The following is a 26423-nucleotide window of genomic DNA, read 5'->3' as shown; positions in this document are numbered from 1 at the left end:
AAATGAATGAGGGAGTGGGGATTATGGCGGAAATGGAGGCGAAAACGGTCCTTCAAGCGGGGGATTTGGCCTTTGCGTTATGGAATAGCGGCGATATGTACGAAATGAAATACCGGGAAACGATGATCAACCAGCTGTTGTCCGGTCCGGTGGAAGGCTCGCTGAACAATCTTTATTTGCGGCTGCACCGGCCGGAAGGCATCCAAGCGCTTCCCCTGCTCGGCGTCCGCTCGAACGGCCGGGTGAAAAGCGGCGCGGAGGCGGCTGTTTGGGACGGCGAGGCCGCGGGCATCCGCTGCCGGGTCGTTTTGACGCTGGACCCGCGGGGCGTTTGGTTTTGGGACGTCCGGCTGGCGGGGCAAACCCCGTACGAGATCGATGTCGTATACGGCCAGGATGTCGGCATCGCCGAACAAGGGGCCGTGCGCAGCAATGAAGCGTACTTATCGCAATACATCGACCACGCCGTCTTCCGGCACGCGCGCTGGGGAATGGTTGTCTGTTCCCGGCAAAACCAGCCGCAACGGGGGAAATTCCCGTATTTGCAGCAAGGTTCGCTGACGGGGGCCATCGGGTTTTCGACCGACGGATTTCAGTTTTTCGGGCTATCGTACAAGGAAACCGACCGGCCTGAAGCGCTGGCCCGGCCGGACCTGGCGGGCGATATCTATCAATACGAGTTTGCGTACACGGCCCTGCAGTCGAAACGGCAAATCTTGTCCGGAGAGGCGCGGTTCGTGTTTTACGGATTGATTCAGGAAGACCATCCCGCGGCAATCGAGGCGCTGGAGCACGAAGAGCTGATAGAGGATGCTTGGCGCAATGTTGAATCCAAAGCGGCCGCGGTTTCGGCGGCGAATGCCGCCGCTGCGGCGGTGCCGGCATCGCGGGCTGCGGCGATCGGCGAGCCGCTCGGTACCGAGCCGATGGATGAAGCCGAACTCGAAACATTGTTCCCGCACCGGCATCATGAGGAGCGCGAGAACGGGACGCTGCTGTCTTTTTTCACGGATACGCATGAGCATGTCGTACTGAAGGAAAAAGAGCTTCGGGTGGAGCGCCCGCACGGCATCATCCTGATGTCCGGCGGCAATGACCGGATGAACGCGGACGTCATCACGACGACCTCCTATATGTACGGCGTTTTTAATTCACAAATCGCGGTCGGCAATACATCGTTCCACAAACTGGTTTCGAACGTCCGGAACGCGCTGAACGTTTCCAAGGCGTCGGGGCAGCGGATCTACGTGGAAATGGACGGGGTTTACCGGCTGCTGACGATGCCTTCGATGTTCGAGATGGGCTTCAACTATGCGCGCTGGACGTATAAAACGCCGGACGACACGATCATCGTGACGAACCATACGGCGGCGGAAGCGCCGGAATTGACGCTGCGCGTCGCTTCCGCCAAGGGACGGGCCTACCGGTATTTGGTGACGAACCAGATCGTCATGAACGATCATGAATTCTTGCTGCCGTACCGGATGGAGCAAGGGGAAGGAACGCTGACGTTCCGGGCCGACCGCGCGGCCATTTCCGCTGCGGTTTATCCGGATTTGGCCTACCGGATGCACGTTGCGGGCACGGACTTCCAAGTATTTGATGAAAGCAAGCTGGCTCCCGGCGCGGAGCCGGGCAGTTCCTCGCTGGTGGTGCTGGAAACGGAGCCAAGCGCGGAATGGACGCTGACCGTGCAAGGGCTGCTGAACGGCGGCGAACCGCCGCTGTCCGGCCGCGGGGAGCGGGAAGAGATCGCGCGTTACCGCGATTTTCTGGGCCGGGTCATGAACGGGTTCCGTTTGACGGCGGAAGGCGAAGCCGCGGAGGAACTGCAAAAGCTGAACGCGCTCGCCTGGTGGTACACGCATAACATGCTGGTGCACTTCTCCGTGCCCCACGGGCTGGAGCAGTACGGCGGGGCGGCCTGGGGAACGCGCGACGTTTGCCAGGGACCGGCGGAATACTTTTTGGCCACGCAAAAATACGGGGTGGTCAAGGACATCCTCAAAACGGTGTATGCGCACCAATACGAGGAGGACGGCAATTGGCCGCAATGGTTCATGTTCGACGGTTATTTCCGGATCCAGCAGGAGGAAAGCCACGGCGACATCATCGTATGGCCGCTGAAAGTGCTGGGCGATTATTTGGCGGCCACCGGGGATTACGGGATTCTCAATGAAGAAGTTCCGTATACGTTAAAGGAAGGCTTCGAGCCTTCTGCGGAAACAGCGACGATCCGCGAACATGCGAAGAAGGAGATCGGCTTCATCCGCAGCCGCTTCCTGCACGACACGTTTTTGTCGTCCTACGGGGACGGCGACTGGGACGATACGCTTCAACCGGCCAACGCCCAGCTCAAACGGTATATGATCAGCAGCTGGACGGTGGCGCTGACGTACCAAACGTTCCGCGGGCTGGCGGAGGCGCTGCCGGCTGAGGAGCAGGCTTGGGCCGACGAGCTTGCGGACCTGGCGGCGGGCATCAAACGCGATTTTAACAAATACATGCTGGGCAGCGAAGTGATTCCGGGTTTCGTGTACATGGAAGAGCCGGGGCAAGCCGAACTGATGCTGCATCCGGCGGATACGAAAACGGGCATCCGCTACCGCCTGCTGCCGATGACGCGCAGTATGATCGCCGAGTTGTTGACCGCCGAGCAGGCGGAAGCGCACTACGCTCTGATCAAGGAAAAGCTGTATTATCCGGACGGGGTGCGCCTGATGGACCGGCCGGCGAACTACCGGGGCGGCGTCAGCGCGCATTTCAAGCGAGCGGAACAGGCTGCCAACTTCGGACGGGAGATCGGGCTGCAGTACGTGCACGCCCATATCCGCTTCATCGAAGCGATGGTCAAGTTGGGGAAAGCCGAGGAAGCCTGGAAAGGATTGCACATGATCAATCCGGTCGGCCTGCAGGAGGCCGTGCCGAACGCCGAACTGCGGCAAAGCAATACGTACTTCAGCAGCTCGGACGGCAAATTCGCCACCCGTTACGAAGCGGACGAGCGGTTTGACGAGCTGCGGCGCGGCGCCGTGCCGGTGAAAGGCGGCTGGCGGATTTACTCCAGCGGCCCGGGGATCTACATGAATCAGCTGATTTCCAACTGTTTAGGCCTCCGCCGCCATGGGGAAGATCTCGTCATCGATCCCGTGCTCCCGCCGCATCTCGACGGGCTGCGGTTCGACTTCGTCTGGATGGGCGTCCCGACATGCTTCGTTTACCGCATGGACGGCCAGGGACGCCGGGTGCGGATCAACGGCCGGGACGTTCCCGTCCGGGAGAACCCCGGATATTACCGCAGCGGCGGGGTTCGCCTCAGCCGGCAGGATTTTGCGTCGGCGGGGACCAAGGATCATAACGTCGTTGAAATCTTTATGTAATTGAGGGGAGAAATTTTGTGGTTAGCATTAAGGACATTGCCAAACAGGCCGGATTTTCCATCTCCACGGTATCCCTCGCCTTAAACGGCAGCCCGAAAGTCACGAACGAGACGAGCGCGAAAATCCTCGCCGTCGCCGAACAATTGAATTATGTGCCCAATGCTGCCGCGCGATCCTTAAAAACCCGGGAGTCCAAAATTATCGGCGTATATTTAACCGACTTCAGCGGCGCGTTTTATGGCGACCTGCTGCACGGCGTCAAAGAGGTGCTGAGCCGGAAGGAATACGACATGGTCGTGTGCAGCGGCAAGCAGTCCCATCGTCTGCTACCGGAGCGCATGGTCGACGGGGCGATCATTTTGGATGAGACGTTTTCCAGCGAGGAGCTGCTTAAATACGCCGATCTCGGGCATAAAATCGTGGTGCTCGACCGCGAGCTGGATCACCCGAACATCAATCAAGTGCTGCTGGACAACAAGGCGGGCGCCGCTTTGGCCGTCGAGCACCTGATCGAGCAGGGTCACCGCAAGCTCTACGTCGTGACGGGCCCGAAGGGCTCGTACGATTCGAAGCAGCGGCTGAAGGCGGTGAAGCAGACGGCGGACCGTTTCGACGGAGTGGAGCTGGTTGAAATCGAAGGGAATTTCAACAAAGCCGACGGGGAACGGGCCGCCAAGCGGATCCTTCGGGAATACACTTCTCCCGTGGCCGTCTTTTGCTTGAACGATGAGATGGCGATCGGGCTCTACGATGCGGTGAAGCATACCGACTATGTGATCGGCAGGGACATTCACGTGATCGGCTTCGATAACATCGAATTGTCCGAATACACGGTGCCGCGGCTGGCGACGATCGATTACTCCAAACGCAAGTGGGGGGCGCTGGCCTCCGAGCAGTTGCTGAAGGTGCTGGCCGGCGAACCGGTCGAGCACGAACGAATATACGTGACGCTGGTCAACGGCGATTCGGTGGGAAAAGCATAAGCCGGCGCGTCAACGCCTATATACGCCAAGCGGTTTCCAAGGAGGCCTGTTCTCGTATGACCGCTTGGCGTTTTTTTATGTAGAAATTGAAGATTTGTCCGTGTAATTTAGATCTTTATGATATTATAATTAGTGAAACGTTTCGATAAAATAAAATTCGAGAGGAGCACATGAATGAAAAAAGGAAGACTCATTAGTTTCATGTTGATCGTTGGCCTTTTAGCAAATCTGATGGTAACTCCGCTGGCCTCAGCCAGTAATGGCGGAAATCAAACTGCTTTTCGCGCAGAATTGAAAGCGATTGCAATGAAGACTTATAAGTATTTTCAGGACCATACGGATCCGAAAACGGGAATGACTTATGATGAGGTGCGCGTTACGGAAGACGGAATCAAAGAAGCAAAGCATACCTCGCCGACAAATATCGGCATGTATATGATGAGTACGGTTTCAGCGCATGAATTGGGCATTATTTCAAAAAAAGAAGCGGTTAAGCGCATTCAAACCACTTTAAATACGCTCGAAAAGCTGGAAAAATGGAACGGCTTGTTCTACAACTGGTATAACACGGATGACGGTTCCATTAAGAAAGATTGGGGGCAATTTATCTCTCAGGTGGATAACGGCTGGCTTTCCGCAGGTTTAATTGTCGCCGGGCAAGCGTATGAAGAGCTGCGAGGGCAAACAAGCAAGCTGGTTGAGAACATGAATTATGCACCGTTATATGATCCGGAAGTCGGCCAATTCCGCGGCGGCTATGATGTCGCTCAAGGCAAACTGACCGATCATCATTACGGAATGTTTTACACGGAACCGCGCGTGGCCAGCTATATTGCCATCGGAAAAGGCGACGTACCTAAGGATCATTGGTGGAAAATGTATCGTACATTGCCGAAAGAATGGGATTGGCAAGCTCAGATTCCGCAAGGACAAAACGCGCAGTATGATGGAGTGACCGTTTTCGAGGGGCACTATGAATACAATGGCGTAAAGTTTGTGCCAAGTTGGGGAGGAAGCATGTTTGAAGGGCTTATGCCCGGAATCGTATTGAAAGAAAAAGAGCTTGGCACAAAAGCATTGGGATTAAACAATAAACGTCATGTAGAGCTGCAAATCGCCTATGCCAAGGAAAAAGGCTATCCTGCGTGGGGGTTCTCTCCCTCTGCAACGCCGACCGGATACAGTGAGTTTGCGGCAACACCGCTGGGTACATCAGGCTATAAAGACGGAGCGACCGTAACTGCGCATGCTGCATTTCTTGCTCTGGAGTATGCGCCCGATGCTGTGCGGGAAAACATCAAAACTTTCAAAAAGTTGAATATGTACGGCAAATACGGGTTCTATGATTCTGTGAATGTAGAAACAGGAGAACTTGCTAAAGCCTATCTGGCACTTGATCAAGGGATGATTATGGTGTCCATTGCCAACTATGTCAAAGATGGCGTCATTCGCAATTATTTCCACAGTGATCCGATCGGCCAAAAACCGGAGGCATTGTTGGAAAGAGAAGTATTCTCCATTCAATAAAAAATGGCACCGAATCATTACGATTCGGTGCCATTCTATAAGGACTCTAAATGATACGCGATTGGTCCCCGCCAATATTTGTTGACTTGGCGGTCAAGAACTGATATGATGCATTCATGAGCAGACCAAGGGAATTTGATGTCGATCGTGCGCTGTGCCAGTCTATGGAAGTTTTCTGGGCGAAAGGCTTCAAGTCGACTTCCTACGAAGATTTGACGCGTACGACGCAAGTGAAGAAGCAAAGTTTATATTGCGTATTCAAGGACAAACGCGACTTGTTTTTAAAAGCGCTGGCCTTGTATCGCGAACGGAGCGTAGCCATCCTGGAAGAGCTGGCCTCCGAGGAGATGCCTCCTTTGCGAAAACTGGAATCCATCTGCGAAGCTGCGCTTTATCCGCATGAAGAGGCCATGCGCCGGGGATGTTTTATGGTCAATACCGTGTTGGAATTTGGAGCCGACGATCTGGAGGTTAACCGCGAGGCTGAGTTGATGTCCGAACAAGTCGAACGCATCTTTGAGAGGGTCATCCGCAGCGGCCAGGAGCGGCAGATGATTACGACGCGCCAGACCAGCAAGGAACTTGCCGCTTTATTGAATAACATGCTTAACGGCGCGAAGGTCATGGAGAAGTCGGGCGCTTCCCGGGAGCGGATCGATGCGGTGCTGCGTTCGACTATTGCCCTGCTGGCATCGGAGAATGCTTGATGGACTGGAGGGGTCAGGCCAAGAATGCCCCAGAATGCTGATTTGTGGAGTGAATGGTTGAAGTTGCCGGACCTTCACTCTGCGACATAGGTAGTTAGCGTGCCAAATCCGCTTAAGCTCTTCGTCGGAACTGCAAGATCGGGGTGTCTAATTTTTTTGTGTTTTTATTGACTGCGCGGTCAAGTATGTGGCGGTCTAAAAGCAAGGTAAAGGTGGTGATGCTTAGCGCTGGTGCGGAAAAGCATATTTTTTTGTGATTTTCTTGACCGGGGAGTCAAGAAAATCGGGCCAAGAAGAAACAACCATAAAAATTGATTTGGAGGTTTTTTATGACTTATTCTCAATCCACCCAATCCACCCAATCCACCCAAGCTTTGTTTCAACCGTTCACCATCGGGAATATGACGCTGCCTAACCGTATTGTAATGGCGCCGATGACCCGGCAATTTGCACCGGGCGGCGTGCCCGGTCCGGATATGGCCGCTTACTACCGCCGCCGGGCGGAAAACGGCGTCGGACTGATCGTAACCGGAGGTACGCTGATCGATCATCCGGATACGTCCCATATGGAGAACATACCGCGGTTTTTCGGCGAAGCCGCATTAGCCGGCTGGGCTAACGCAGCGGCCGCGGTGCATGAGGCGGGCGGACGGATCATCCCGCAGCTTGCCCATATAGGAGAGCGGGGCCATGTCGGGGATTATTCGGAAGCGGAGCTCGCCGATATCGTTCAGGCATTCGCACGGGCGGCCTCCGCAGCCAAGCGGATCGGCTTCGACGGCATCGAGCTCCACGGCGCGCACGGATTTTTGATCGATCAATTTTTCTGGGAAAAGACCAACCCGCGCAACGACCGTTACGGCGGCGACATCGCCGGGCGCACCCGGTTTGCGGTGGAAGTCATCGAAGCCAGCCGCCGCGCTGTCGGCCCGGATTTTCCGATCGGGCTGCGCTTCTCGCAATGGAAGATGAGCGACTACACGGCGAGACTGGCTGAAACGCCGGAAATGCTGGAACAAATATTGGCGCCCTTGGCCGAGGCCGGGGTTGATATGTTTCATCTATCTACACGCCGTTTCTGGGAACCCGAGTTTGCGGGCTCCGAGCTGAATTTGGCCGGATGGGTCAAAAAGCTGACGGGGAAGCCGACGATTACGGTCGGATCGGTTGGCCTGGACGGCGGCTTTGCAAAGCCGGACGGAAAGGATGCGGGAGCTGAAGCCATCGGCGCGTTGATCGCAAGGCTGGAACGTGGAGAATTCGATCTGGTGGCCGTAGGCCGGGCTTTGTTGGCCGATCCCGCTTGGGCAAGCAAGATTCGCGACGGCCGGTTCGACGAATTGATCCTCTTTACCCCCGAGGCCGAGCAAACACTGTATTAAGCTCCAGCGAATATTTCATCTCCATATCAAAAGTTGACCCTAACGAGTGCGTTAGGGTTTCTTGTTACATCTGAAACATGGCTCAATCTACAAATCGGCGCTTAACAGTCGGCTGCTGGGTCAACCGCTCCCCCGGACTTTTGAATAGCGGCACTTTTTGTACTTATTATCCGTTGGCCTGGCTGGTTCATTCCCATTAACGGCATTTTATGTACCTATTCCGGGTGAGCGATCAGAAAGCGGGCATTTCCTGACGATCCTAAGAAAATAGCGCCATAAATCGCCGCTATTTCTCTCAAATGGCCGGGGATCGCCGAAATAAAGACACTTTATGCCCTTATTTAGTCGCTGGAGTTGCTCTACTTTAATGACGGCGATATGTTTTGGGGACATTCGATCATAGTGCGGGGTCATTGCGACGGCACGTTCGAGCCGGCTGAAATAGCCGGGTAATTCCGCATCCCAACCGGTCATCGCCGTGAAAATACAGCCCGGCCAGCTTTAATAAATCTAAAGACCGCTGACAATGATCCGGGGGGCCATGTCAACGGTCTTGTTTGCGTAATAAGAAAGCGGATGGACTGGGGCGTTACTGTCTTATAACGGAGCGAACGGCATTTTTCCAGCCGGAATAATTGCTTTCCCGAAGTTGCTCGCTCATGACGGGCTGAAATGTCTCGTAAAGATCCGCGTCGGCGCTTATTTGGTCCAAACCGCTCCAAAAACCGGTCGCCATGCCGCCGAGATAAACGGAGCCCATGGCCGAAAGTTCGGGACAAGTGGAACGCGTCACTGCCTGCCCGAGAATGTCGGCTTGAAATTGCATCAGCCAAGGGTTGGACGATGCGCCGCCGTCCGTGCGCAGCCCGCGCAGCGGCATCGCGGATCGCTGTTCCATAAATTCCACGGCGTCGCGCACCTGGTATGCGATGCTTTCCAGCGCAGCGCGCAGGATATGGGCTTTGCCCGTTCCCCGGTTCATGCCGACAATGGCCGCCCGTGCGTTAGGGTCCCAGTAGGGGACGCCCATCCCGACGAAAGCCGGGATCAAGTAAACGCCTTCATTGGAGGAAAGCCCGTCAATCGATTGTTGCAATTCCTCAAAGGTCGAAAACAAACCCAGATTGTCCCGAGTCCATTTTATACTGTCTCCGGACGAACGAATAACCGCTTCCAGAGCATACGTAACCTTTCCGCCAGCGCCCCAGGCTATGGCGGTTACGAGCCCCGCGCCGCCGTCAACAGGTTCATTCCCCACGTTCATCAGGACCGAGGTTCCCGTGCCGTACGTCGCTTTTGCCGTTCCCGGTGCGAAGCACAAATGGCCGAACAACGCGCCTTGGGAGTCGCCGATGATGCCGGCGATGGGAACGGGGGAGGATAAGAGGCTGTCATCGCCGGTGTAACCGACGATATCATCCGAGGCTTTCACCTCGGGAAGCAGGGAGATGGGGACTCCGAACAGATCGGCCATTTCCTCATCCCATTGCAGAGTGTGAATATTAAACAGGGAGGTGCGGCTGGCGTTGGTGTAATCAGTAGCGTGCACCTTGCCGCCGGTCAGCTTCCATACCAGCCAGCTGTCCATAGTGCCCGCAAGCAGCCTGCCTTCCTGCAATAAGCGGGGGGCTTCCTCCGCATGGTCGAGCATCCATTTAAATTTGGCCGCGGAGAAATAAGGATCCAGCAGGAGTCCGGTTTTGGAGCGGACCCGCTCTTCATGGCCTTCGTCCTTCAGCCGCTCGCAAGTTTCGGCCGTTCTTTGGCACTGCCAGACGATGGCGTTGTATACCGGACGCCCAGTGGCCTTATCCCACATCACGGCGGTTTCGCGCTGATTCGTAACGGTTAAAGCCGCGAGTTCCGCGGCGGAGACATCGGCCTGCCGCAGAACCTCGCGAATACAGCTTTTTACGTTGTCGTAGATTTCGAGCGGATCATGTTCCACCCACCCGGGGCGGGGATAGATTTGTTTGTGCTCCAAAGAGGAGCGGGCGGTCACTTTCCCCTGACGGTCGACCAACAAAGCTTTGGTGCCCGAGGTGCTTTGGTCCACCGCCAAAATATATTTTTGCTTTGCTTCCATCGGCCTCACCTTATCTTTTGCTAATCAAATCAAGCGCAACCTGCTTAATGTTGTCCCCGGTGATGCCGTAATGCCGGAACACTTCGGCCGTCTTGCCGGCAATGGCCGGTTCGTCCGGGATGCCGAGCACCTTCATCGGAACGGGATGGTTCTGAACGACAACTTCCGCGACGGCCGCGCCAAGTCCGCCGTAAATGCTGTGCTCTTCCACCGTGATGATGGCTCCCGTTTCTTTTGCCGCCGCGATAATCGCTGCTTCATCCAACGGTTTAATGGTGTGCATATTGAGCACCCGGCAGGAGACACCTTCCGCAGCCAGCGCTGCGGCGGCGTCCAAGGCGACGCGCACCGTTTCGCCGGCGGCGATGATCGTGACGTCCTTGCCGTCTTTCATCGTTACGGCCTTACCGATTTCAAACGGATAGTCGCCGGACTCATATACATCCTCGACCGGGTTGCGGCCGATGCGGACGTACACGCCGCCATCGTATTTCACCAACGCTTCGGTCAGTTTTTTCGTTTCGTGGCGGTCGGCGGGAAGCACGATGGCCAGGCCCGGAATGGCCCGGGCGACGGCGATGTCCTGTACGGAGTGGTGGGACATGCCCAGCGCGCCGTAGCTTATGCCGCCGCTGATTCCGATCAGCTTGACGTTGGTGCGGGAGTAGGCGACGTCGACCTTGATTTGTTCAATGCTTCTCATGCTGAGGAAGCAGGCCGGCGAAGTGACGAACGGCTTTTTGCCGCTGTGGGCCAGGCCGGCCGCCATGCCGACGATATTTTGCTCGGCGATGCCGACCTCGACGAACTGCTCGGGGTAGGTGCCGGCAAAAGGGGCCATCGCCGCCGAGCCGCGGGAATCGCTCGCCAGTACCATAATATCGCGGTCTTCCTTGGCCAGTTCCAGCAGCGTCTCGCAAATTACTTGACGATTCGGAATTGTGTTCATCATTCATGCACCGTTCCTTTCTGCGTTAATTCTTCGATGTAGGCCTGCAGTTCGGCGTGAGCCAAGCGAAGCTGTTCGTCGTTGGGCACATGGTGGTGCCATGCCGGCACATTTTCCGCAAAGGAAACGCCTTTGCCCTTAACCGTATTGGCCATGACGAGGGTTGGCTTGCCCGTGGCTTCGGGAATGGAACGCAGCGTGCGAACGAGTTCGTCCATATCGTTGCCGTCGATGGAAACGACGTGCCAGCCAAAGGCGGCCCATTTTTCTTCCAAAGGCTCAAGCCCCATGACGTCCTCGGTGGGACCGCTGATCTGCAGCCGGTTGCGGTCGATGATTCCGACCAGGTTATCCAGCTTGTAATGGGCCCCGGCCATGGCCGCTTCCCAGTTCGACCCTTCGGCCTGTTCGCCGTCGCCCATCAGACAGAAGACGCGATAGGAGCGTCCGTCCCGTTTGGCGGCGAGCGCCATGCCGACCGAAATCGGCAGGCCGTGGCCCAAAGCGCCGGTGTTCATTTCGATGCCCGGTACCTTATTGTTGGGATGGCCGATCAGGCGCGTGCCGAATTGGCTGTAAGTTAGAAGCTCCTCTTTCGGGAAAAAGCCGAGATCGGCCAAAATGCACCAGAGCGATTCGACGGAATGGCCTTTGCTGGCGATAAAACGGTCGCGTTCATCCCATTTCGGATTCGCTGGATCGATGTTCATAATTTCATAATAAAGGGCCGTCAAAATGTCGGTGTTGCTGAGCGACCCGCCGGTGTGGCCGGTTTTGGCCCGGTGAATAATGGTCAGAAGGTCCATCCGGATTTGCGCGGCTTTGATTTTCAGTTCTTGAATGTTCATGGTTTCCTTATGTCCTCCTTGAAATGGATTGTCCGGTGCTGTCGTACATCATCTCAATTGGGAATGCCGGCAGACTTCTTTTGCGCCAGGTCGGACCCGCGGAGCCAACGCTGAATTTCTTGTTCCGTAGGGTCTACGGGATCGGCCGTCAAACCGGGAATGTAATTGCATGCTTCATAAATGGCCGGGATGACGTTCGCATGGATGCCGACGGAATGATGCACATACGGTCCTTTGACCAGCTTTTCTTCCCACAGCGGCCAGTCGTTGACTTCAACCCATACATAGGAGCCGCGGGTGTAAGGACCGGAGATGCCGCGAGCTTTGCCGAGGAAAATGGAATACTCGCCGTGATCCCCGTCGAAGCGCGCGATCGTCATTCCGCCGCCGCGAATTTCGCCTTCGTGCGTTCCCGGCGAATGGTCGTCGAACAAAAAGTGCTTTCTCAGCTTCGGTTTGTCCTCCACGGACAGCGATACCGGGAAGTTGCCGCAGTGGAACAGCAGCTCGCCGTTTTCGTTCTCGGGATGGCGCACCGTAATGTCGGCAAAGAAGGTGGGGGCCGTGTTCATCGCCGCCGCCTGCACCATGACCGAAGTGATCGCTCCGTGAATATCCGTTTCGCAGGTCACCGGGATCTGTTCGTCGGTCAAGATGGCGTTGGCCAGGCAGGGCATGATCCCCATCGCGTCCTGCAGCGAAGACCAGCATTGAATGGCGATCGCGCTGCTGCCGGTTTCCCGGGCGAACGATTTCATGGCGACTTTAAGGGCGGCGATCCGGCGAATATCGTCCTCGGTCACTTCGCTGTAGTCCAGCTTCTCTTTGATGTAATCGATCGTTTCCTGCAGTTCCGCGCTGTTTCCGGCGGCGATTTTTTTGCTGCGAAGCTGAATATCGACCAGGGTGATCGGATGGATTTCAATGCCGAATTTTTCCAGCAATTCTCCCTCGTTGCAGATCATCGTCCAGAAAGAAGAGGGGCGGGGACCGATTTGCAAAATGCGCAGGCTTTTAAACTGGCGCACCACATTGGCGGCGGCGATAAAGTTGGTGAAGCCGCGTTCGAACACGGGGTCCGTCACCCAACTGTTGGTGACATACGTAAACGGGACGTTGAAGCGGCGAAGCACTTTCCCTGTGGCGAAAATCCCGCATTGCGTGTCGCGCAGGCGCATGCCGTCGGCCAGCGGCGCTTCGTCGCGCGGACCCCACAGCAGAACCGGCTTGCCTAAGGCCTTGCCGACGCGGGCGACGGTATCCTCGGTGCCGAAGTTGCAGTGCGGGAAAAAGACCGCGTCCACCTCTTCATCCTTGAAGCGTTTGATGATCTGTTCCGCGTTGATATGGTCGTCATAGAGCAGCCCTTCCTCATTAAGTCCCTCAAGATCGACGATATCGATGTCCATGCCGAAGCTTTCGATCTGTTTGCGGATTTCCACCTTATACTTAAAGGCATCTTCGGCGCTGAACACGAAGCGCCGGGTAGGGGCGTAGCCCAATTTCAGTTTTTTCATAATCTGCATCTCCTCTCGACGTGAAATAAACTAGGGGATAAAGATACTAAAATAAACTAAACTAATATTAGATATTTAGAGATGATTAATCTCTATATCGTCATGTTAACACCGAAAGAAAGCGGAGTCAATGGATGTTTTAGTTGAAATTAGCTTAAATAAATTAAATTATTATATAAAGTTAAGTTTAGTTTAGATTAGGTTGGGTTATGCTGGGTTGGGTTGTGCGTTCTCAATCGTGCGGGGGATGTGGTCGTATTGCGAAAGTAGTTGGCTTTACTGGCTTTACCAAAAAATCGGTGCTTGACTAACGGGCTAATCTCAAAGGATCAAACTTATCTGGAACGTTTTTTCGCTCTAACGGATGCCATCGGGCTTATTCAGCGAAAAAGCAGTGGTTTCTTCTTTTAACGGTTGCAGTCGCGCTTATTTAAGCGAAACCGCCTCATTACTGCCGCTAAAACGGAAAATAAGCTCGCTGGCAACCGTTACATTTTGTATTTGCTCATTTTTATCCAATTAGCGCCGCTCACAATCGTTAGATTTTTTTCGGCGCTCATTTACGCTATTGAAGGTGTCCCGCGGCTCCGCAAATGCGGGCATAAATAAAAAGGGAAGCAAGCGGCTTGCTTCCCCAAAGCTTGATTATTTAATGAAAATAAGCGGATCGCCCGGGCGTACATGCCCGTATTCCTTGACGCTGATTTCCGCATAATCGGCAGTGTTGGAGACGAGAACGGATGTCGTCATATCGTATCCGGCGCTTTGGATTGCTTCGAGATCGAACTCGACCAGCTTGTCGCCTTTTTTGACGGTATCTCCTTCTTTGACGATAGCAGTGAAGTGCTCACCTTTTAATTTGACGGTGTTAATGCCGATGTGAATCAGGATTTCAGCGCCTTCTTCCGAAATCATGCCGATGGCGTGTTTCGTTTTGAACACCGTGTGCACGGTTCCGGAGAAAGGGGCATAAGCAGCGCCTGCCGTAGGAACGATCGCCGCGCCTTTACCCATCGCTCCGCTGGAGAAAGCTTCATCCTGCACTTCACTTAACGGAATCCACTCGCCATCCAATGGGCTGAAAACAGTCATTTCACTCGTTCCTTGCTCCTTTTGGGCAGAGGCGTCCGCCGCACGGTGCCCGCTATCGGCTTGAGCCGGAGCGGCGTTTTTGTATCCGAACAGATAAGTTAAGATAAAACCGCCGACAAAAGCCACGACCACTGAAATCAGGAGTCCGATGAACCCTTTGTCCACGCCTTCCGGACCGATAAACATCGGGATGCCAAAGACACCGCCTCCCGCAATACTGTAGTAGTTGTTAGTTCCAAACATGCCCGCGACGGCGCCGCCGAGACCCCCGGCGATGGAAGCCAGGATAAAAGGCTTTTTCGCCGGCAGGGTAACGCCGTAAATGGCCGGTTCCGTAATCCCCATAAACCCGGCAATCGTGGCCGAGGTGGCGATTGGTTTCAGGCGTTTGTCTTTCGTTTTCAAAGCAATAGCGAATGTGGCCCCCGTCTGGGCGAAGATGGTGCAAAACAGCATGCCGTTGATCGGGTCGAATCCTTTGTTCATGATATTATTGATCAGAATCGGAATAAACGCCCAGTGCAGCCCGAAGATGATGATGGATTGCCAGAATCCGGCCAGCAGGAGGCCGGCGATAAGCGGGCTCAAACCATAAACCCACAAGCTGCCGGCGGCCAATTGGTCGCTGACGAACGTGGACACGGGTCCGACGGCAAGGAAGACAACCGGCGTGACGATGATTAAAGTCAACAGCGGTACAAAAAACATTTTCATCGATGAAGGCATATACTTGTTGATAAATTTTTCGACAACTGCCGCCAAATAAGCCCCGATAATAATCGGAATGACCGATGAAGTGTAATTGAGCAGAACCACCGGGATATTCAAGAAGGTTAATGCCGTGCCTTCATTAAATGCCGCAACCATGGTCGGGTATACGAGAGCGCCCCCGATCAACGCTGACAAGTAAGGATTTCCGCCGAATTTCTTGCCCGCGGAGAAGCCGAGAAAGATCGGGAAGAAATAAAACAAAGCATCGGCTGTCGCGTACAAAATTTTGTAGGTGCCCATGTCCGCGGTCAACCAATGGAAGGTCACGAACAAGGAGAGCAGACCTTTAAGAATACCAACCGCCGCCAGCACGCCGACCACCGGCATGAACACGCCCGAGATAATATCGACAAAACGGCTGAATAAATTTCCTTTCTTTTCTTCTTCGACGGGGCCGGCTTCCGCCGATATCCCCGGCAATTTCGTCAACTCGGCGTAGACTTTCGGCACATCGTTGCCGATAACGACCTGGAATTGTCCGCCGCTTTCAAGGGCGGTGATGACCCCGTCGATCCGTTTGACCTGTTCCTTGTCCGGGAGGGAGCTGTCCTTGAGTTTGAAGCGCAAACGGGTCATGCAGTGAATGACGCTGCTTACGTTTTCCGCTCCGCCCACCGATTTGAGGACTTCTTTTGCTGTTTTTTCGTAATTCACTTTACTCACTCCTTGAGGTAATGATGCTTACTCAAACTGTATGCGCTTTCCTTAAGGCCAAAAAAGGGCAAGCGATTTCATTTTCGTTGGCCGATGACAACCACGTCTTTTTCAAAACAGTGCATCGGAATGACGGACTTCCCGCCGCTAACTACAACCTCCGTGACGGCAAATCTTTTGTTTTCCAGATCGATCGTTGTAAAAGAGTAGCCGCTGACGTCGGCGTTCAAGCGGACCTTGGTGTTTACCGGAATATACAAAACGATGGTTTCATCATTCGCGGCGGCGCGTATTTCCGGAGTTTCGTTCAGCACGATGTCGGCCGGCGGGAGACCTGCCAGGTTATAGCTTTCGAACAGATATTTGATAAAGCCGTAATCCCAGGCGCCTTCGAACCGCAGCGCATCCCTCCAGTCGTAAGGAGCGTCAAATCCTTCCCCTTCAACGATGCCGAACTTTTTGCCTTTTTTATGCCAGCTCCAGATTCCGTGCGCGCCATAGGTGATTCCTGCGCCTCCGCCAGCCAGCAAGCTTTGCCATGCGGCTTTTCTGGCGTCGAACGTGGAGTACCTGCCGTACACGTTGCGGCTGTAGCTGATTTGTTCATAGCAGGGCTCGCCGTTAATGACAGGGCGCGTACGCGGACGCGTGTAAAAATGCCCGGCGATTTCATGGCCCATATATTGAAATTCCGAGTTATGCCCGGATTGATACATATAAAAGTCAAGCCCGTCATGATTTTCGAACTCCTCCGGGAGATCTCTCAACCTGCCTTGAATATGGAACGTTTTTAAGCTATCCGGATTAACGGCTTGGACCACTTCAAGCGCTTTCCGATAATACGCGTTGGCCCGCTCGCTCGGAAAGTCGGTATCCCCGCTGATCAAGTAGATCGGGTTGAATTTGGAGAAGCGCTCTACGGCATATCTGACGTATGGCTCGACGCAGTCCAGCGGCATTTTATTGCCTTTCTGGAACATCTCCGCCCAGGTGTCCGGCACATAATTGCACCACAGGAGCACCAAAGCCGGAATGAAACCGCGCTGCACGGCCATGTCCAGCATTTGTTCCGCCCGGTCGAAATACGCCTCGTTTAAGCTGCGGTAATCGTACGAACCGTCTTCGTTCAACAAAAACGGATCGATCCGGATATCCGACTCGCTGGCGTCCCATTGACGCAGAACATTGATTTGAAGTGCGTTGAAGCCCTGCGTTTTCCGAAAATCCAAATATTCTGCCCACTCTTCCAAAGAGGCGTTGGTGAAGATGCTCCATACCGTGTCCGCCAAATAGAAAAAAGGCTTTTCGTTTAGCGTAAAGGTTCTCCGGTTTTTAGCGATGGATACGTTCACCTTAGATCACCTGCCCTTTCTTGACTCTGAAAAAACACAATAGTTTATTTAATTTTATATAAACTATAAACGATAAAATGATAAATTAACTAAAATAATCCGCTTTCACCTTGAATATTAGCATCGGAAGGAGATTTAGTCAAATAATTTTTTTATAAACAAAAATTAAGTTTAGTTAAGTTTATGTCGTAAACTTTTGTGTATAATAGTGTTATAATTTACACAGTCTTTTAAATTAGGAGTGGTATTGATGAAAATAGATGATATCGCCAGACTCGCGGGGGTTTCCAAAGCGGCCGTTTCCCTGGCTCTCAACAACAAAGCCGGCGTCAGCGAAGCGACGCGCCAGCATATCCTTGAAATTTCCAGGGCCAACGGGTATACCCCGCGGACGTTTAAAACCCATAAAGTCTCGGCCAAAAACAGCTCCGTGATGCGATTTATCGCCTGCAAAAATGTGGATATCGTCACCGAGCATTACGAATCCCAGCCGTTTTTCAGCGAACTCATTCATCATTTAACGTCCTATGCCGGAGAACAGGGCCACACGCTGATTATTTCTTCCATCCCGATCCAAAGCTTGAAAGAAGAGATTCAGCAGCTCGAAAATGAACAGCCCTCCGCGGGAATTTTGCTGCTCGGCACGAATTTGCCGGCGCAGATGATCGAAAGCGTTTTATCGATCCATCCGAATCTGGTCATCCTGGACACTTGCTTCGAGCATATCGACGCGAGTTTTGTTGCCATTAACAACTACCTTGGAGGTTATCAGGCGGGGAAACATCTCATCGCTTTGGGGTACCGAAGCATTGGCTACATCGAGTCGGAAGTGCGGATTTTCAATTTTATCAAACGCAAGGAAGGATTTATGGCTGCGTTGCAAGAGGGGAATATGGATATCGCTGAGAATCTGACCTTTGCGATGAACCCGATGTCGCTGCTGTCGCAGGACTCTTTTAAAACAGCGGTGGAGAACATGAAGCATTTGCCTTCGGTTATATTTTGCGAAAATGATTACATGGCCATCAGCGCGATTAAAACTTTCCAGGAACTGAACATCAAGGTGCCCGAGCAGGTGGCGGTCATGGGGTTTGACAATATCCGCGAGGCCAAGGTGATCAGTCCCGAGTTAACGACGATCCATGTCAAGAAAGACATCATGGCGAAGACGGCAATGGACATGTTATTGCGCAAGGTAGGCGGCCGGAAAGATCAAAATGTACAAATTCTGGTCAACACGGAAGTGATTGAGCGGGGGTCCTGTACGGCTCAAAACGGGGTGCGGGGAGAGCGCGGGTAAGTTTTCCGCCAAGTCTCTCTCTCCCGGTACAACTCAACCGCAAATTACCCCGCTTTAACTCGTTTGGCGTTCAACCAGCCGATAGCTTAAGGATAACGGCTCCAAGGGTTCGTCGCCAATGATGTTCCATATCCAATAAAAGGCATTTTGTGCCTGCTCCTTGATCGGATTGTGAATGGTGGTTATGCCCAGGGAGGCGGACAAATCGGTATCGTCAAAGCCGATAATGGCCAGCTCCCCGGGGATCGCCAGATGTTGGCGGCGGGCCTCGTTTAATATGCCTGCGGCCGCGTAATCATTGGCGCAGAGGACGGCTTCGGGCGCTTCCTTCATGGCGGCGAGCGAGCGCCAGGCTTGTTCGCCGTCAAGCATGCCGTAGACCTCGTAACGGTACCAATCGCGTCTTACCGGCAGGCCGCGTTGCTTCATGACGGCTTCAAACGCCAGCCTGCGGCTTTTGGTATTCAAGCTGTTTGGCCTTCCGAAAGCGTTGGCGATGCGCGTAAAGCCTTTAGCCAGCAAGTGCTCCAGCCCCAGCCGGTAACCCTCGCCCTGATCCATCGCCACGGAAGGGATCTGGCCTGCCCGCATCCGCTGCCAGGAAATGATCGGCCCATAACGGCAGTAGGCGGACAGTTTCCCCGGGTCATTCACGCAGGTCATGATCAGCAGGCCGTCCACCCGTTTGCTCCGCAAATCTTCAAACGCCTGCAGCTCTTTCGCCTTATCCCCTTGAGAAGTATAGATAATGGTCTGGAATCCATAACCCACAGCAGCTTGTATAAAATGGTTCAAAAAGGAAATGGTAGTTTCGTGCAGGTGCTCGATGACGATCCCGATTTGCTGGGTCCGGCCTTTCGACAGCGCCACGGCGTTGCGGTTGGGGGCGTAGTCGAGCTGGTTCATAATTTGCAATATTTTCTCCCGCGTGTCCGGGTTCACATTCGGCGAATTATTGATCACCCGTGACACCGTTGCCCGGGAATAGCCGGATAGTCTCATGATCTGTTCAAACTTTGACATGCAAATATCCCTTTCCGAAAAAGTTAAAGTTGACATGTAACCCGTTCCAACATTTAGGCTAAAAATAAAGGATGTCTCGCAATAAGTGTAACATAAAATTATGGAATGATTGGAGTGTGGTGCAAATGAGTAACAGCAGCAGCAAAACCGGGAGTGAAATCCGGTTTCCGGAAGGGTTCTTATGGGGAGGCGCCGTCGCGGCCAACCAATTGGAGGGCGCCTATAACGAAGACGGCAAAGGTTTATCCGTGCAGGACGTAACGCCCAAAGGGCTGTTTGGCCCGGTAACGGAAGCGCCGACGCCCGACAATATGAAGCTGGTGGGCATCGATTTTTACCACCGTTACAAGGAAGACATCAAGCTGTTTGCGGAGATGGGCTTTAAAGTGTTCCGCACCTCAATCGCCTGGTCGCGGATATTCCCTAAAGGCGACGAGGCGGAACCAAATGAAAAAGGGCTGCAGTTTTACGACGATCTGTTTGATGAATGCCTGAAATACGGGATTGAGCCGCTGGTCACTTTGTCCCATTATGAAACGCCTCTGCATTTGTCGAAGGAATACGACGGCTGGGTCAACCGGATGCTGGTCGATTTCTATAAGCGTTATGTCACTACGGTGTTTAAGCGGTACAAGGGAAAGGTGAAATACTGGCTAACGTTTAATGAAATCAACTCGATTCTCGAGGCGCCGTTTATGAGCGGGGGCATCTACACACCGAAGGACAAGCTGAGCAAACAGGATCTTTATCAAGCCGTGCACCACGAGCTTGTGGCCAGCGCTTCCGCGGTCAAACTATGCCACGAGATCGATCCGGAGGCCGAGATCGGCTGTATGATTCTGAGCATGCCGACCTACCCGCTTACGCCTAATCCGGATGACGTGGTTAAAGTGATGGAATTTGAACACCGGAACTATTTCTTTGGCGATGTGCATGCCCGCGGCGTATATCCGGGATATATGAAACGTTTCTTCAGAGAGAACGGAATCGAAATCAAATTCGAGCCCGGCGACGAAGAAATTCTGCGGCATACCGTTGACTTTATTTCGTTCAGCTACTATATGAGCGTGTGCCAGACGGCCGATCCGGAGAAACTCGCCGCCGGCGAAGGGAACATCCTCGGCGGGGTTCCCAATCCGTATCTGAAATCCAGCGAATGGGGCTGGCAAATTGATCCTCAAGGGCTGCGCATCGTCCTGAACGCCTTCTACGACCGTTATCAAAAACCGCTGTTTATCGTGGAAAACGGGCTGGGAGCGGTCGATGAACTGATCGTGAACGAAGCCGGAGAGAAAACGGTGGAAGACGATTACCGCATTCAGTATTTGAACGATCACCTCGTACAGGTGGCGGAAGCCATTGCGGATGGCGTGGAAGTGATGGGTTATACGACCTGGGGCTGTATCGATCTGGTCAGCGCTTCGACGGCCCAGCTCAAGAAGCGTTACGGCTTTATTTATGTCGACCGCCATGACGACGGCTCCGGCACGCTTGAACGCTATCGCAAAAAATCATTTTATTGGTACAAAGAGGTCATCGCGACCAACGGCAGCAGCCTGAAGCGTTGAAGCCGGAAAACCAAAAACCGCCAAAAGCCTTGTGAAATCAAGGTTTTGGCGGTTTTTATTTTTGTTCCATTGATTCTCTAAAAGCCGCCGCCCCGTCCGGAAGCTAGGAGTTGACCACGCTTGGAGCGGCGTCTATCGGTTGCTGACGCTGCGGTTGTTCGTGCGAACGGTGTGAACGTCATGGCGGCTTGAAGTGCATGCATAGGCGGTTTCAAGCCGGCAGCTGATCGGTTAGATGAACAGGGATCTAGAAACGATAACCAACAGGATGAAAAGCACGAGAATAACGCCAGTGCTAGTGAAACCACCGAAACCTGCACAGCTAAATGCGCTCATTGTTCGCCACCTCCTTTGCTTTGCTACAACACCAATATATTGAGCATAGACCAATTTGGATTGGACGAATGTAACGATTCTAATCATCGACTAATTTTTCTGCGTAACGATACATACGCCCGGAACATAAATTAGGGATAAAACAGGCGAACTTAAATGGGAGGATTTACAATGACAAGGTTGGAGGGCGGCAATCCGCAAGACGCTGCCGAAGGTTCCGGGCGGCATCGCCGGACGGTTGCGGTGATCGGCGAGGGCCTGCTGGCCGAGTTGGTTTATAAAGAGCTGTCCGCGCAAAATGAGGCCGTATGGAAAAACGGACGTAGTGAATGTAATGAGCGTAATGAACCTAGTGAACCTAGTGGACGGATTGGCGGTTTGCCGGAGGAGACGGGGCTTATCGTATGGATTTGCGGCGGCGAAAATCCGGCGGCGGATCTCAACGCGGAAGAAGCGCTGCGGCAACAAGGCGTCCCTTGGCTGCGCTGCCTTGTTTCCGGGAGTGAGGCGGTGATTGGGCCTTTGGTTCATCCGGAGACAGGAGGGTGTTGCCGGTGCGCGGACCGGCGGCGGGAGATTGCCGGACGTGACGGCAGCGATGTCATGGCCTCGCTGTTTTCGCTGCTCGAACCGGAGGAAACTTCCGCCAAAGCGCCTCCTTCGTACTCGGGGCTTGCTCATGCGGCTTATATCGCCGTGAATGAGTGCCGTCTTGTTCTTAGCGGAAAAAAAGCCCGCTCGCAGGATCATCTGAATATCGTTAATCTGGAGACGCTGGAGAGCTCGCTCCATTATGTTCTGCCGGATCCGTTATGCGAAGTGTGCGGAGAACTTCCCGCCGATTCCGCCTTGGCGGCATGGATCGAACTTGCGCCAAGGCCCAAAGCGAGCGCGGACAGTTACCGCTCCCGCCGAATCGACGACCTGAAAGATGGGCTTATTCATGACTATTTGGACCCCCGTACGGGCGTGTTTAACAAAGCGTCGATTGACCTGGTTTCCCCGTTTGCCGGGGCATATGTGAATATGCCTTCGTTGATGACGGGAGACGAGGTTTCGGGGGGCCATAGCCATCGTTTTGCGGAAAGCGGGCTGACCGCCATTTTGGAAGGATTGGAGCGGCGTTGCGGTTTCGTTCAGCGGAGCAAACGCACGATGGTGCGCGAAAGCTATAACCGGATCGCCGAGGAAGCGCTCGATCCCGCCACAGTGGGGTTATATCAGCCGGAACGGTATGCGGCGCCGGATTTTCCGTTCGAACCGTTTGACCCGGACCGCGCCATGGGCTGGGTTTGGGGGTATTCTTTTTTGCGGCGGCGTCCTATATTGGTTCCGGAGTGCTTGGCCTATTACAGCTGGAATTACGGGGAGAGCTTTGTCGAGGAAGGTTCCAACGGGTGCGCTTTGGGGGGGAGCCTGGAGGAGGCTATTTTCTACGGGATTTTGGAGGTGGCCGAGCGCGACGCGTTTCTCATCACCTGGTATGGACAATTGCCCGTCCCGCGGCTGGACCCCGATTCCGCGGAAGATCGGGAACTAAGGTTGATGATCGAAAGGTTTCAAGCGGTTGCCGGGTATGAGGTTTATTTGTTTGACATGACGATGGAAAACCGGATACCGGCCATTTTGGCGCTGGCGAAAAGCAGGGAGCCTCGGAACATGAATCTGATCTGTGCGGCGGGTTCTCACCTTGACCCGGCACGGGCGGCGAAAAGCGCTGTGCATGAGCTTGGCGGACTGGCGGCTGCGTTAAACGAACGGTTTGCGGAGCGGCTGGACGAGTTGCCGGACATGTTCCATGACCCCGATTTGGTCCTGCAGATGGAGGATCATGCCTTGCTGAACGGTTTGCCGCAAGCGGAGGAAAGGTTTGATTTTTTGCTGGGCGGCCGGCGGCCGATGCGGACGTTTGCGGAACAATTTAGGCGGAAGGCCGGCCATTCCGATCTGACGGAAGATCTGAAGGACATCCTGCAAATCTTCGAACGGTTGAATCTCGAAGTGATCGTGATCGACCAGACGTCTCCGGAAATTTCGCGCCATCGTTTACACTGCGTCAAAGTGTTGATCCCGGGTATGCTGCCGATAACGTTTGGACATCAGCTCATCCGGCTGAACGGGCTGGAAAGAGTGCTGAGGATACCGGCGGAGCTCGGATACGCGGCGGAACCGTTAACGCTGGAGCAGCTTAACCCGCATCCGCATCCTTTTGTGTAAACCAAGGAGGAATGACCACTTGAGTCCACATCGGCTTCAAACAGTGCGGCCGGATGACATCCTGGCCGTTGGCTCCGGACCGGTTTTCTTTTCGCTTCTGTCCGCTTTGACCCGGTCCGGGTTCACCGATTTCCACTTGTGCATGACCGGTTCGGCCTCCGCCGATCGGAAGCCTCTGGCCGAATGGCTGCGCGGGGCCCGCCAAGCGGCTCCCGAGGCGAAGCTGCGGGAAGCTGTCTTGGGGCAGGAAGATGCTGCCGGCTGGCGGAATGCCGTGCGGCCGCATCAAACGATTCTTTATGCGTCACAGGAGGGGGAGCCCGGGGAACTGCTGCTGCTTGAGCAGGCTTGCCGGGAAGAGAATAAGGCGCTGCTGCCCGCCGTCTGCTTGCATCGGACGGGGGTGGCGGGCCCGTTCGTACAGCCCGGCCTGGAAGGCGGCTGGGAGTCGGCCTGGCGCAGGCTGCACGAGACTGCGCTTTGCCGAGGCCCGCAGCGGCAGCCGGTTTCTGTGGCGGCGGGCGCGCTGCTCGCCAACGCGCTTGTCTCCCGGCTGCTGCGGTATATTGCGGGAGAGAGTGGGGCGGGGGAGGGAAATTTAGTCTACCTGCTTGATTTGGAGACACTGGAAGGCGGCTGGCATGCTTTTTTCCCTCATCCGTTCGCGCATGGACGGAAGGGGATCCCCATCGAAAATCTGCAAATTTCCTGGCGGCGGCTCGAACAAATTTCCGATCATTGGTTTGAGCGAACCTCTGAGCAGTGGATCAAGCAACCCTCTGAGCGGTGGATCAAGAAAAGCCCTGAGCGGTGGATCAAGCATACCTCTGAGCAGCGGATCAAGCAAACCTCCGACCACCCGACTGACCAGACTTCCGACCAACCGTTTAAGCAAATTACTAAGTGCGGAATCGAACCAATCTTTGAAGGCAGCCTCCCGGCTGGCTGGTTCTCTTACTTCGGCCGCTTGACCTCGGGGCAAATCGGGATTTTCCACGCTTGGGAGGAGGGCGGTTTAAGCCAGCTGCCGCTCGCTCAATGCCGTGTGCAGTCAGCCGATCCGTTGTCGGAAGGTCCCGCAAGCTTGCTGCCGGACCTCGTTTGCGCCGGACTGACGCATGAGGAAGCGCGCCGGGAAGCGGGACTGACCGGAATCGAAGCATATGTATCGCGGCTGGCCGAAGCGCTTTTGGACGAAACCGGCGGGGTTATCGGCATCGGTGCGGGGGAGACGGCGGCGGAGGCGCTCCGCCGGGGGTTGGAAGCATATTTGTGCGAAACGTTGCGCAGGCGGATCTGCGGACAGACCCGCGTGCAGGCGGAAGAGCGGGAGTGTGAGGGGAAGCGAGCGCAGGAGCAGGCGGAAGAGCGGGTGTACGAGCAGAAGCGGGAGCAGGAGCAGGCGGCCGAACGGGAGCATGAGCAGAAGCGGGAGCATGAGGGGAAGCGGGGGCAGGAGCAGGTGCACAAGCAGTCGCAAGAGCTAGTGCCGTCCGCCGCCTGTGTTCGGCTGGGGAACGTGGAAGATAAGCACTGCCGCTACTACTTGCAAGTTTTAAACATCATGCGGGGCGAACCGGTGATCGGCTTGGGAGAAGCCGTGTCCGGGTTTCCGGTGTTTTGGGCGGGAACGGGCGGGGCTTGGTACGGCGGTGTCGGCCTTAATCACACATTTGCGCTGCGGAATGCCCTTCGAGCCGCTTTAATGATGGCGCAAAATACGCAAGATCCACCGGGCTCGGTCTGCCGGCCCGCCAACGTGCTGGAGATTCCCTCTGTGCAGTTGAAACAGGATGCTCCCGTTCTTGTTGACATCGACAGCATTGATGAAACGTTCCAACCGGAGGTCTTGTTCGACGCGCTGCAGGTTGTGAGGAAGGACGGGTATCATCTAAACGTGGTAGATCTTGCTGTGGAGCCGTTCCTGAAAGAGCTGGCTGTATTTGGCGTGTCGCTTCGGGTAGGTGGAACATCGTGAACATTTGAATGAACCAACTGCAAAAGTGCATTTGATTTTCTCCAGATTTCCTCTCTAGAGCGTTTGAAATGCAAAAGTGCATTTGATTTGGGGCCATTCGATAAAAAAGACAATTTTGGCTGGGTATGAACTGCATTTTTGCATTTGAACCACCTGTTTCGGGGGATTTCGACGAATATCGCATGCACTTTTGCATTTCGCAGGGTACGGTGCACTTCCGCATGGGTATTCTGTGTGGCATACCGCAGGTATTCTGCGGTGCAATACTAGGTGGGGCAGGGGGGCGCAGGGCATTCTGCGGTGCATTGTGCAGGGGTGCGGGATAAAACGTAGGTATTAAAGGTGGCATACCGCAGGTCAATTCTTTTGTGTATTCTACCAGGGTGCGGGATAGTACCGTAGGGCCTTTCCGCGCGGCGTTTCGCGGGCTGCGGCATGGTTTGGACTGGCTGCGATCAAATTCGCTGCGATCAACTCGATGGAGAAGTATTTCATAGCGACGACCGTAACCGGAGGACTATTCGCCGCAGCCGTATTTCACTGCGGCCGTATCGGCCACTGCCTATTCGCCACAGCTGTAACCGCCGTACCTTTTCGGCCCCAGCCGTATTCGCCGCGACCATGCGCGGCCATGACCGCCGCCGCCGGACAGGCCGCCACTGGACAGGCCGCCGCCGGACTGGCTGCCACCCGGACTAGCCGCCGGGCTGGCCGCCGCTGGATAGGGCCGCAGCCGTAATAGCTGCGGCCCTA

19 protein-coding genes are annotated in these 26423 nt (G+C 54.6%); 10 read left to right on the top strand and 9 right to left on the bottom strand.

All coding sequences use genetic code 11. From position 1 onward, the window contains the following. Nucleotides 1-23: 23 nt before the first annotated feature. The 6 genes from DYE26_RS09855 (at nt 24) to DYE26_RS34675 (ending at nt 8432) form a co-directional block, all read left to right on the top strand. Entirely contained in the window at nt 24-3380 is a 3357-nt protein-coding gene (locus tag DYE26_RS09855; RefSeq protein ID WP_036623899.1) for a GH36-type glycosyl hydrolase domain-containing protein, read from the top strand. 17 nt (nt 3381-3397) lie between these two features. Continuing rightward, the gene (locus DYE26_RS09850) at nt 3398-4363 is read left to right on the top strand and encodes a LacI family DNA-binding transcriptional regulator (protein WP_036623897.1); all 966 of its coding nucleotides are present in this window, start codon (nt 3398-3400) and stop codon (nt 4361-4363) included. Between the two features lie 174 nt (nt 4364-4537). Next, nucleotides 4538-5890, top strand: a complete 1353-nt coding sequence (locus DYE26_RS09845) for a glucoamylase family protein (RefSeq protein WP_036623896.1) — start codon at nt 4538-4540, stop codon at nt 5888-5890. Nucleotides 5891-6006: 116 nt separating this feature from the next. Next, nucleotides 6007-6597 carry a TetR/AcrR family transcriptional regulator gene (locus DYE26_RS09840; RefSeq protein ID WP_036623894.1) on the top strand — a complete coding sequence of 197 codons (591 nt, stop codon included), beginning with the start codon at nt 6007-6009 and terminating at the stop codon, nt 6595-6597. 329 nt (nt 6598-6926) lie between these two features. Next, nucleotides 6927-7979 carry an NADH:flavin oxidoreductase gene (locus DYE26_RS09835; protein WP_036623892.1) on the top strand — a complete coding sequence of 351 codons (1053 nt, stop codon included), beginning with the start codon at nt 6927-6929 and terminating at the stop codon, nt 7977-7979. A 354-nt stretch (nt 7980-8333) separates the two neighbouring features. Beyond that, nucleotides 8334-8432, top strand: a complete 99-nt coding sequence (locus DYE26_RS34675; RefSeq protein ID WP_304363942.1) for a DUF2262 domain-containing protein — start codon at nt 8334-8336, stop codon at nt 8430-8432. Nucleotides 8433-8568: 136 nt separating this feature from the next. Here the strand turns inward: DYE26_RS34675 and glpK are convergent, their stop codons facing one another. The 6 genes from glpK to DYE26_RS09800 form a co-directional block, all read right to left on the bottom strand. Beyond that, nucleotides 8569-10065 (bottom strand): glycerol kinase GlpK, encoded by a 1497-nt coding sequence (glpK, locus tag DYE26_RS09825; RefSeq protein WP_036623891.1) that lies wholly within the window; start codon nt 10063-10065, stop codon nt 8569-8571. A 10-nt stretch (nt 10066-10075) separates the two neighbouring features. Continuing rightward, nucleotides 10076-11014: a transketolase family protein gene (locus tag DYE26_RS09820; protein WP_036628353.1), complete on the bottom strand. Its 939-nt coding sequence runs from the start codon at nt 11012-11014 to the stop codon at nt 10076-10078. Continuing rightward, nucleotides 11014-11862, bottom strand: coding sequence for a transketolase (locus DYE26_RS09815; RefSeq protein WP_036623890.1), 849 nt, complete (start codon nt 11860-11862; stop codon nt 11014-11016). The genes DYE26_RS09820 and DYE26_RS09815 overlap by 1 nt, the downstream gene beginning before the upstream one ends. A gap of 53 nt (nt 11863-11915) precedes the next feature. Further along, nucleotides 11916-13379: an L-fucose/L-arabinose isomerase family protein gene (locus DYE26_RS09810; protein ID WP_036623889.1), complete on the bottom strand. Its 1464-nt coding sequence runs from the start codon at nt 13377-13379 to the stop codon at nt 11916-11918. A 645-nt stretch (nt 13380-14024) separates the two neighbouring features. Further along, nucleotides 14025-15896, bottom strand: a complete 1872-nt coding sequence (locus DYE26_RS09805) for a beta-glucoside-specific PTS transporter subunit IIABC (protein ID WP_036623888.1) — start codon at nt 15894-15896, stop codon at nt 14025-14027. Nucleotides 15897-15973: 77 nt separating this feature from the next. Beyond that, the gene (locus DYE26_RS09800; RefSeq protein ID WP_036623887.1) at nt 15974-17248 is read right to left on the bottom strand and encodes a glycoside hydrolase family 140 protein; all 1275 of its coding nucleotides are present in this window, start codon (nt 17246-17248) and stop codon (nt 15974-15976) included. 250 nt (nt 17249-17498) lie between these two features. Here DYE26_RS09800 and DYE26_RS09795 point away from each other — a divergent pair, with 250 nt between their 5' ends. Beyond that, nucleotides 17499-18548, top strand: a complete 1050-nt coding sequence (locus tag DYE26_RS09795; RefSeq protein ID WP_036623886.1) for a LacI family DNA-binding transcriptional regulator — start codon at nt 17499-17501, stop codon at nt 18546-18548. A 54-nt stretch (nt 18549-18602) separates the two neighbouring features. On the opposite strand, the gene DYE26_RS09790 is transcribed toward DYE26_RS09795, so the two are convergent. Continuing rightward, nucleotides 18603-19571, bottom strand: a complete 969-nt coding sequence (locus DYE26_RS09790) for a LacI family DNA-binding transcriptional regulator (RefSeq protein WP_036623885.1) — start codon at nt 19569-19571, stop codon at nt 18603-18605. Nucleotides 19572-19696: 125 nt separating this feature from the next. Between DYE26_RS09790 and DYE26_RS09785 the strand changes: the two genes are divergently transcribed. Beyond that, the gene (locus DYE26_RS09785; RefSeq protein WP_036623884.1) at nt 19697-21139 is read left to right on the top strand and encodes a glycoside hydrolase family 1 protein; all 1443 of its coding nucleotides are present in this window, start codon (nt 19697-19699) and stop codon (nt 21137-21139) included. 231 nt (nt 21140-21370) lie between these two features. Here DYE26_RS09785 and DYE26_RS34135 read toward each other — a convergent pair whose 3' ends face one another. Further along, the gene (locus DYE26_RS34135) at nt 21371-21475 is read right to left on the bottom strand and encodes a hypothetical protein (RefSeq protein WP_036623883.1); all 105 of its coding nucleotides are present in this window, start codon (nt 21473-21475) and stop codon (nt 21371-21373) included. Between the two features lie 171 nt (nt 21476-21646). Here DYE26_RS34135 and DYE26_RS09775 point away from each other — a divergent pair, with 171 nt between their 5' ends. Together DYE26_RS09775 and DYE26_RS09770 are read left to right on the top strand one after the other, a co-directional pair. Next, nucleotides 21647-23692: a TOMM precursor leader peptide-binding protein gene (locus DYE26_RS09775; protein WP_082207828.1), complete on the top strand. Its 2046-nt coding sequence runs from the start codon at nt 21647-21649 to the stop codon at nt 23690-23692. 19 nt (nt 23693-23711) lie between these two features. Further along, nucleotides 23712-25670, top strand: coding sequence for a hypothetical protein (locus DYE26_RS09770; RefSeq protein WP_124332870.1), 1959 nt, complete (start codon nt 23712-23714; stop codon nt 25668-25670). 537 nt (nt 25671-26207) lie between these two features. Here DYE26_RS09770 and DYE26_RS33385 read toward each other — a convergent pair. Beyond that, nucleotides 26208-26360: a hypothetical protein gene (locus DYE26_RS33385; protein WP_164815231.1), complete on the bottom strand. Its 153-nt coding sequence runs from the start codon at nt 26358-26360 to the stop codon at nt 26208-26210. Nucleotides 26361-26423: the final 63 nt, after the last annotated feature.

This window comes from Paenibacillus macerans (assembly GCF_900454495.1).
Classification (GTDB): Bacteria; Bacillota; Bacilli; order Paenibacillales; family Paenibacillaceae; genus Fontibacillus; species Fontibacillus macerans.
This window is presented reverse-complemented; position numbering and strand designations above follow the sequence as displayed.

Coding starts and splice junctions, on each gene's coding strand:
- DYE26_RS09855 (WP_036623899.1), top strand. CDS start 24: ATGGCGGAAATGGAGGCGAAAACGGTCCTTCAAGCGGGGGATTTGGCC.
- DYE26_RS09845 (WP_036623896.1), top strand. CDS start 4,538: ATGAAAAAAGGAAGACTCATTAGTTTCATGTTGATCGTTGGCCTTTTA.
- DYE26_RS09840 (WP_036623894.1), top strand. CDS start 6,007: ATGAGCAGACCAAGGGAATTTGATGTCGATCGTGCGCTGTGCCAGTCT.
- DYE26_RS09835 (WP_036623892.1), top strand. CDS start 6,927: ATGACTTATTCTCAATCCACCCAATCCACCCAATCCACCCAAGCTTTG.
- glpK (WP_036623891.1), bottom strand. CDS start 10,065: ATGGAAGCAAAGCAAAAATATATTTTGGCGGTGGACCAAAGCACCTCG.
- DYE26_RS09820 (WP_036628353.1), bottom strand. CDS start 11,014: ATGAACACAATTCCGAATCGTCAAGTAATTTGCGAGACGCTGCTGGAA.
- DYE26_RS09815 (WP_036623890.1), bottom strand. CDS start 11,862: ATGAACATTCAAGAACTGAAAATCAAAGCCGCGCAAATCCGGATGGAC.
- DYE26_RS09810 (WP_036623889.1), bottom strand. CDS start 13,379: ATGAAAAAACTGAAATTGGGCTACGCCCCTACCCGGCGCTTCGTGTTC.
- DYE26_RS09795 (WP_036623886.1), top strand. CDS start 17,499: ATGAAAATAGATGATATCGCCAGACTCGCGGGGGTTTCCAAAGCGGCC.
- DYE26_RS09790 (WP_036623885.1), bottom strand. CDS start 19,571: ATGTCAAAGTTTGAACAGATCATGAGACTATCCGGCTATTCCCGGGCA.
- DYE26_RS09785 (WP_036623884.1), top strand. CDS start 19,697: ATGAGTAACAGCAGCAGCAAAACCGGGAGTGAAATCCGGTTTCCGGAA.
- DYE26_RS34135 (WP_036623883.1), bottom strand. CDS start 21,475: ATGAGCGCATTTAGCTGTGCAGGTTTCGGTGGTTTCACTAGCACTGGC.
- DYE26_RS09775 (WP_082207828.1), top strand. CDS start 21,647: ATGACAAGGTTGGAGGGCGGCAATCCGCAAGACGCTGCCGAAGGTTCC.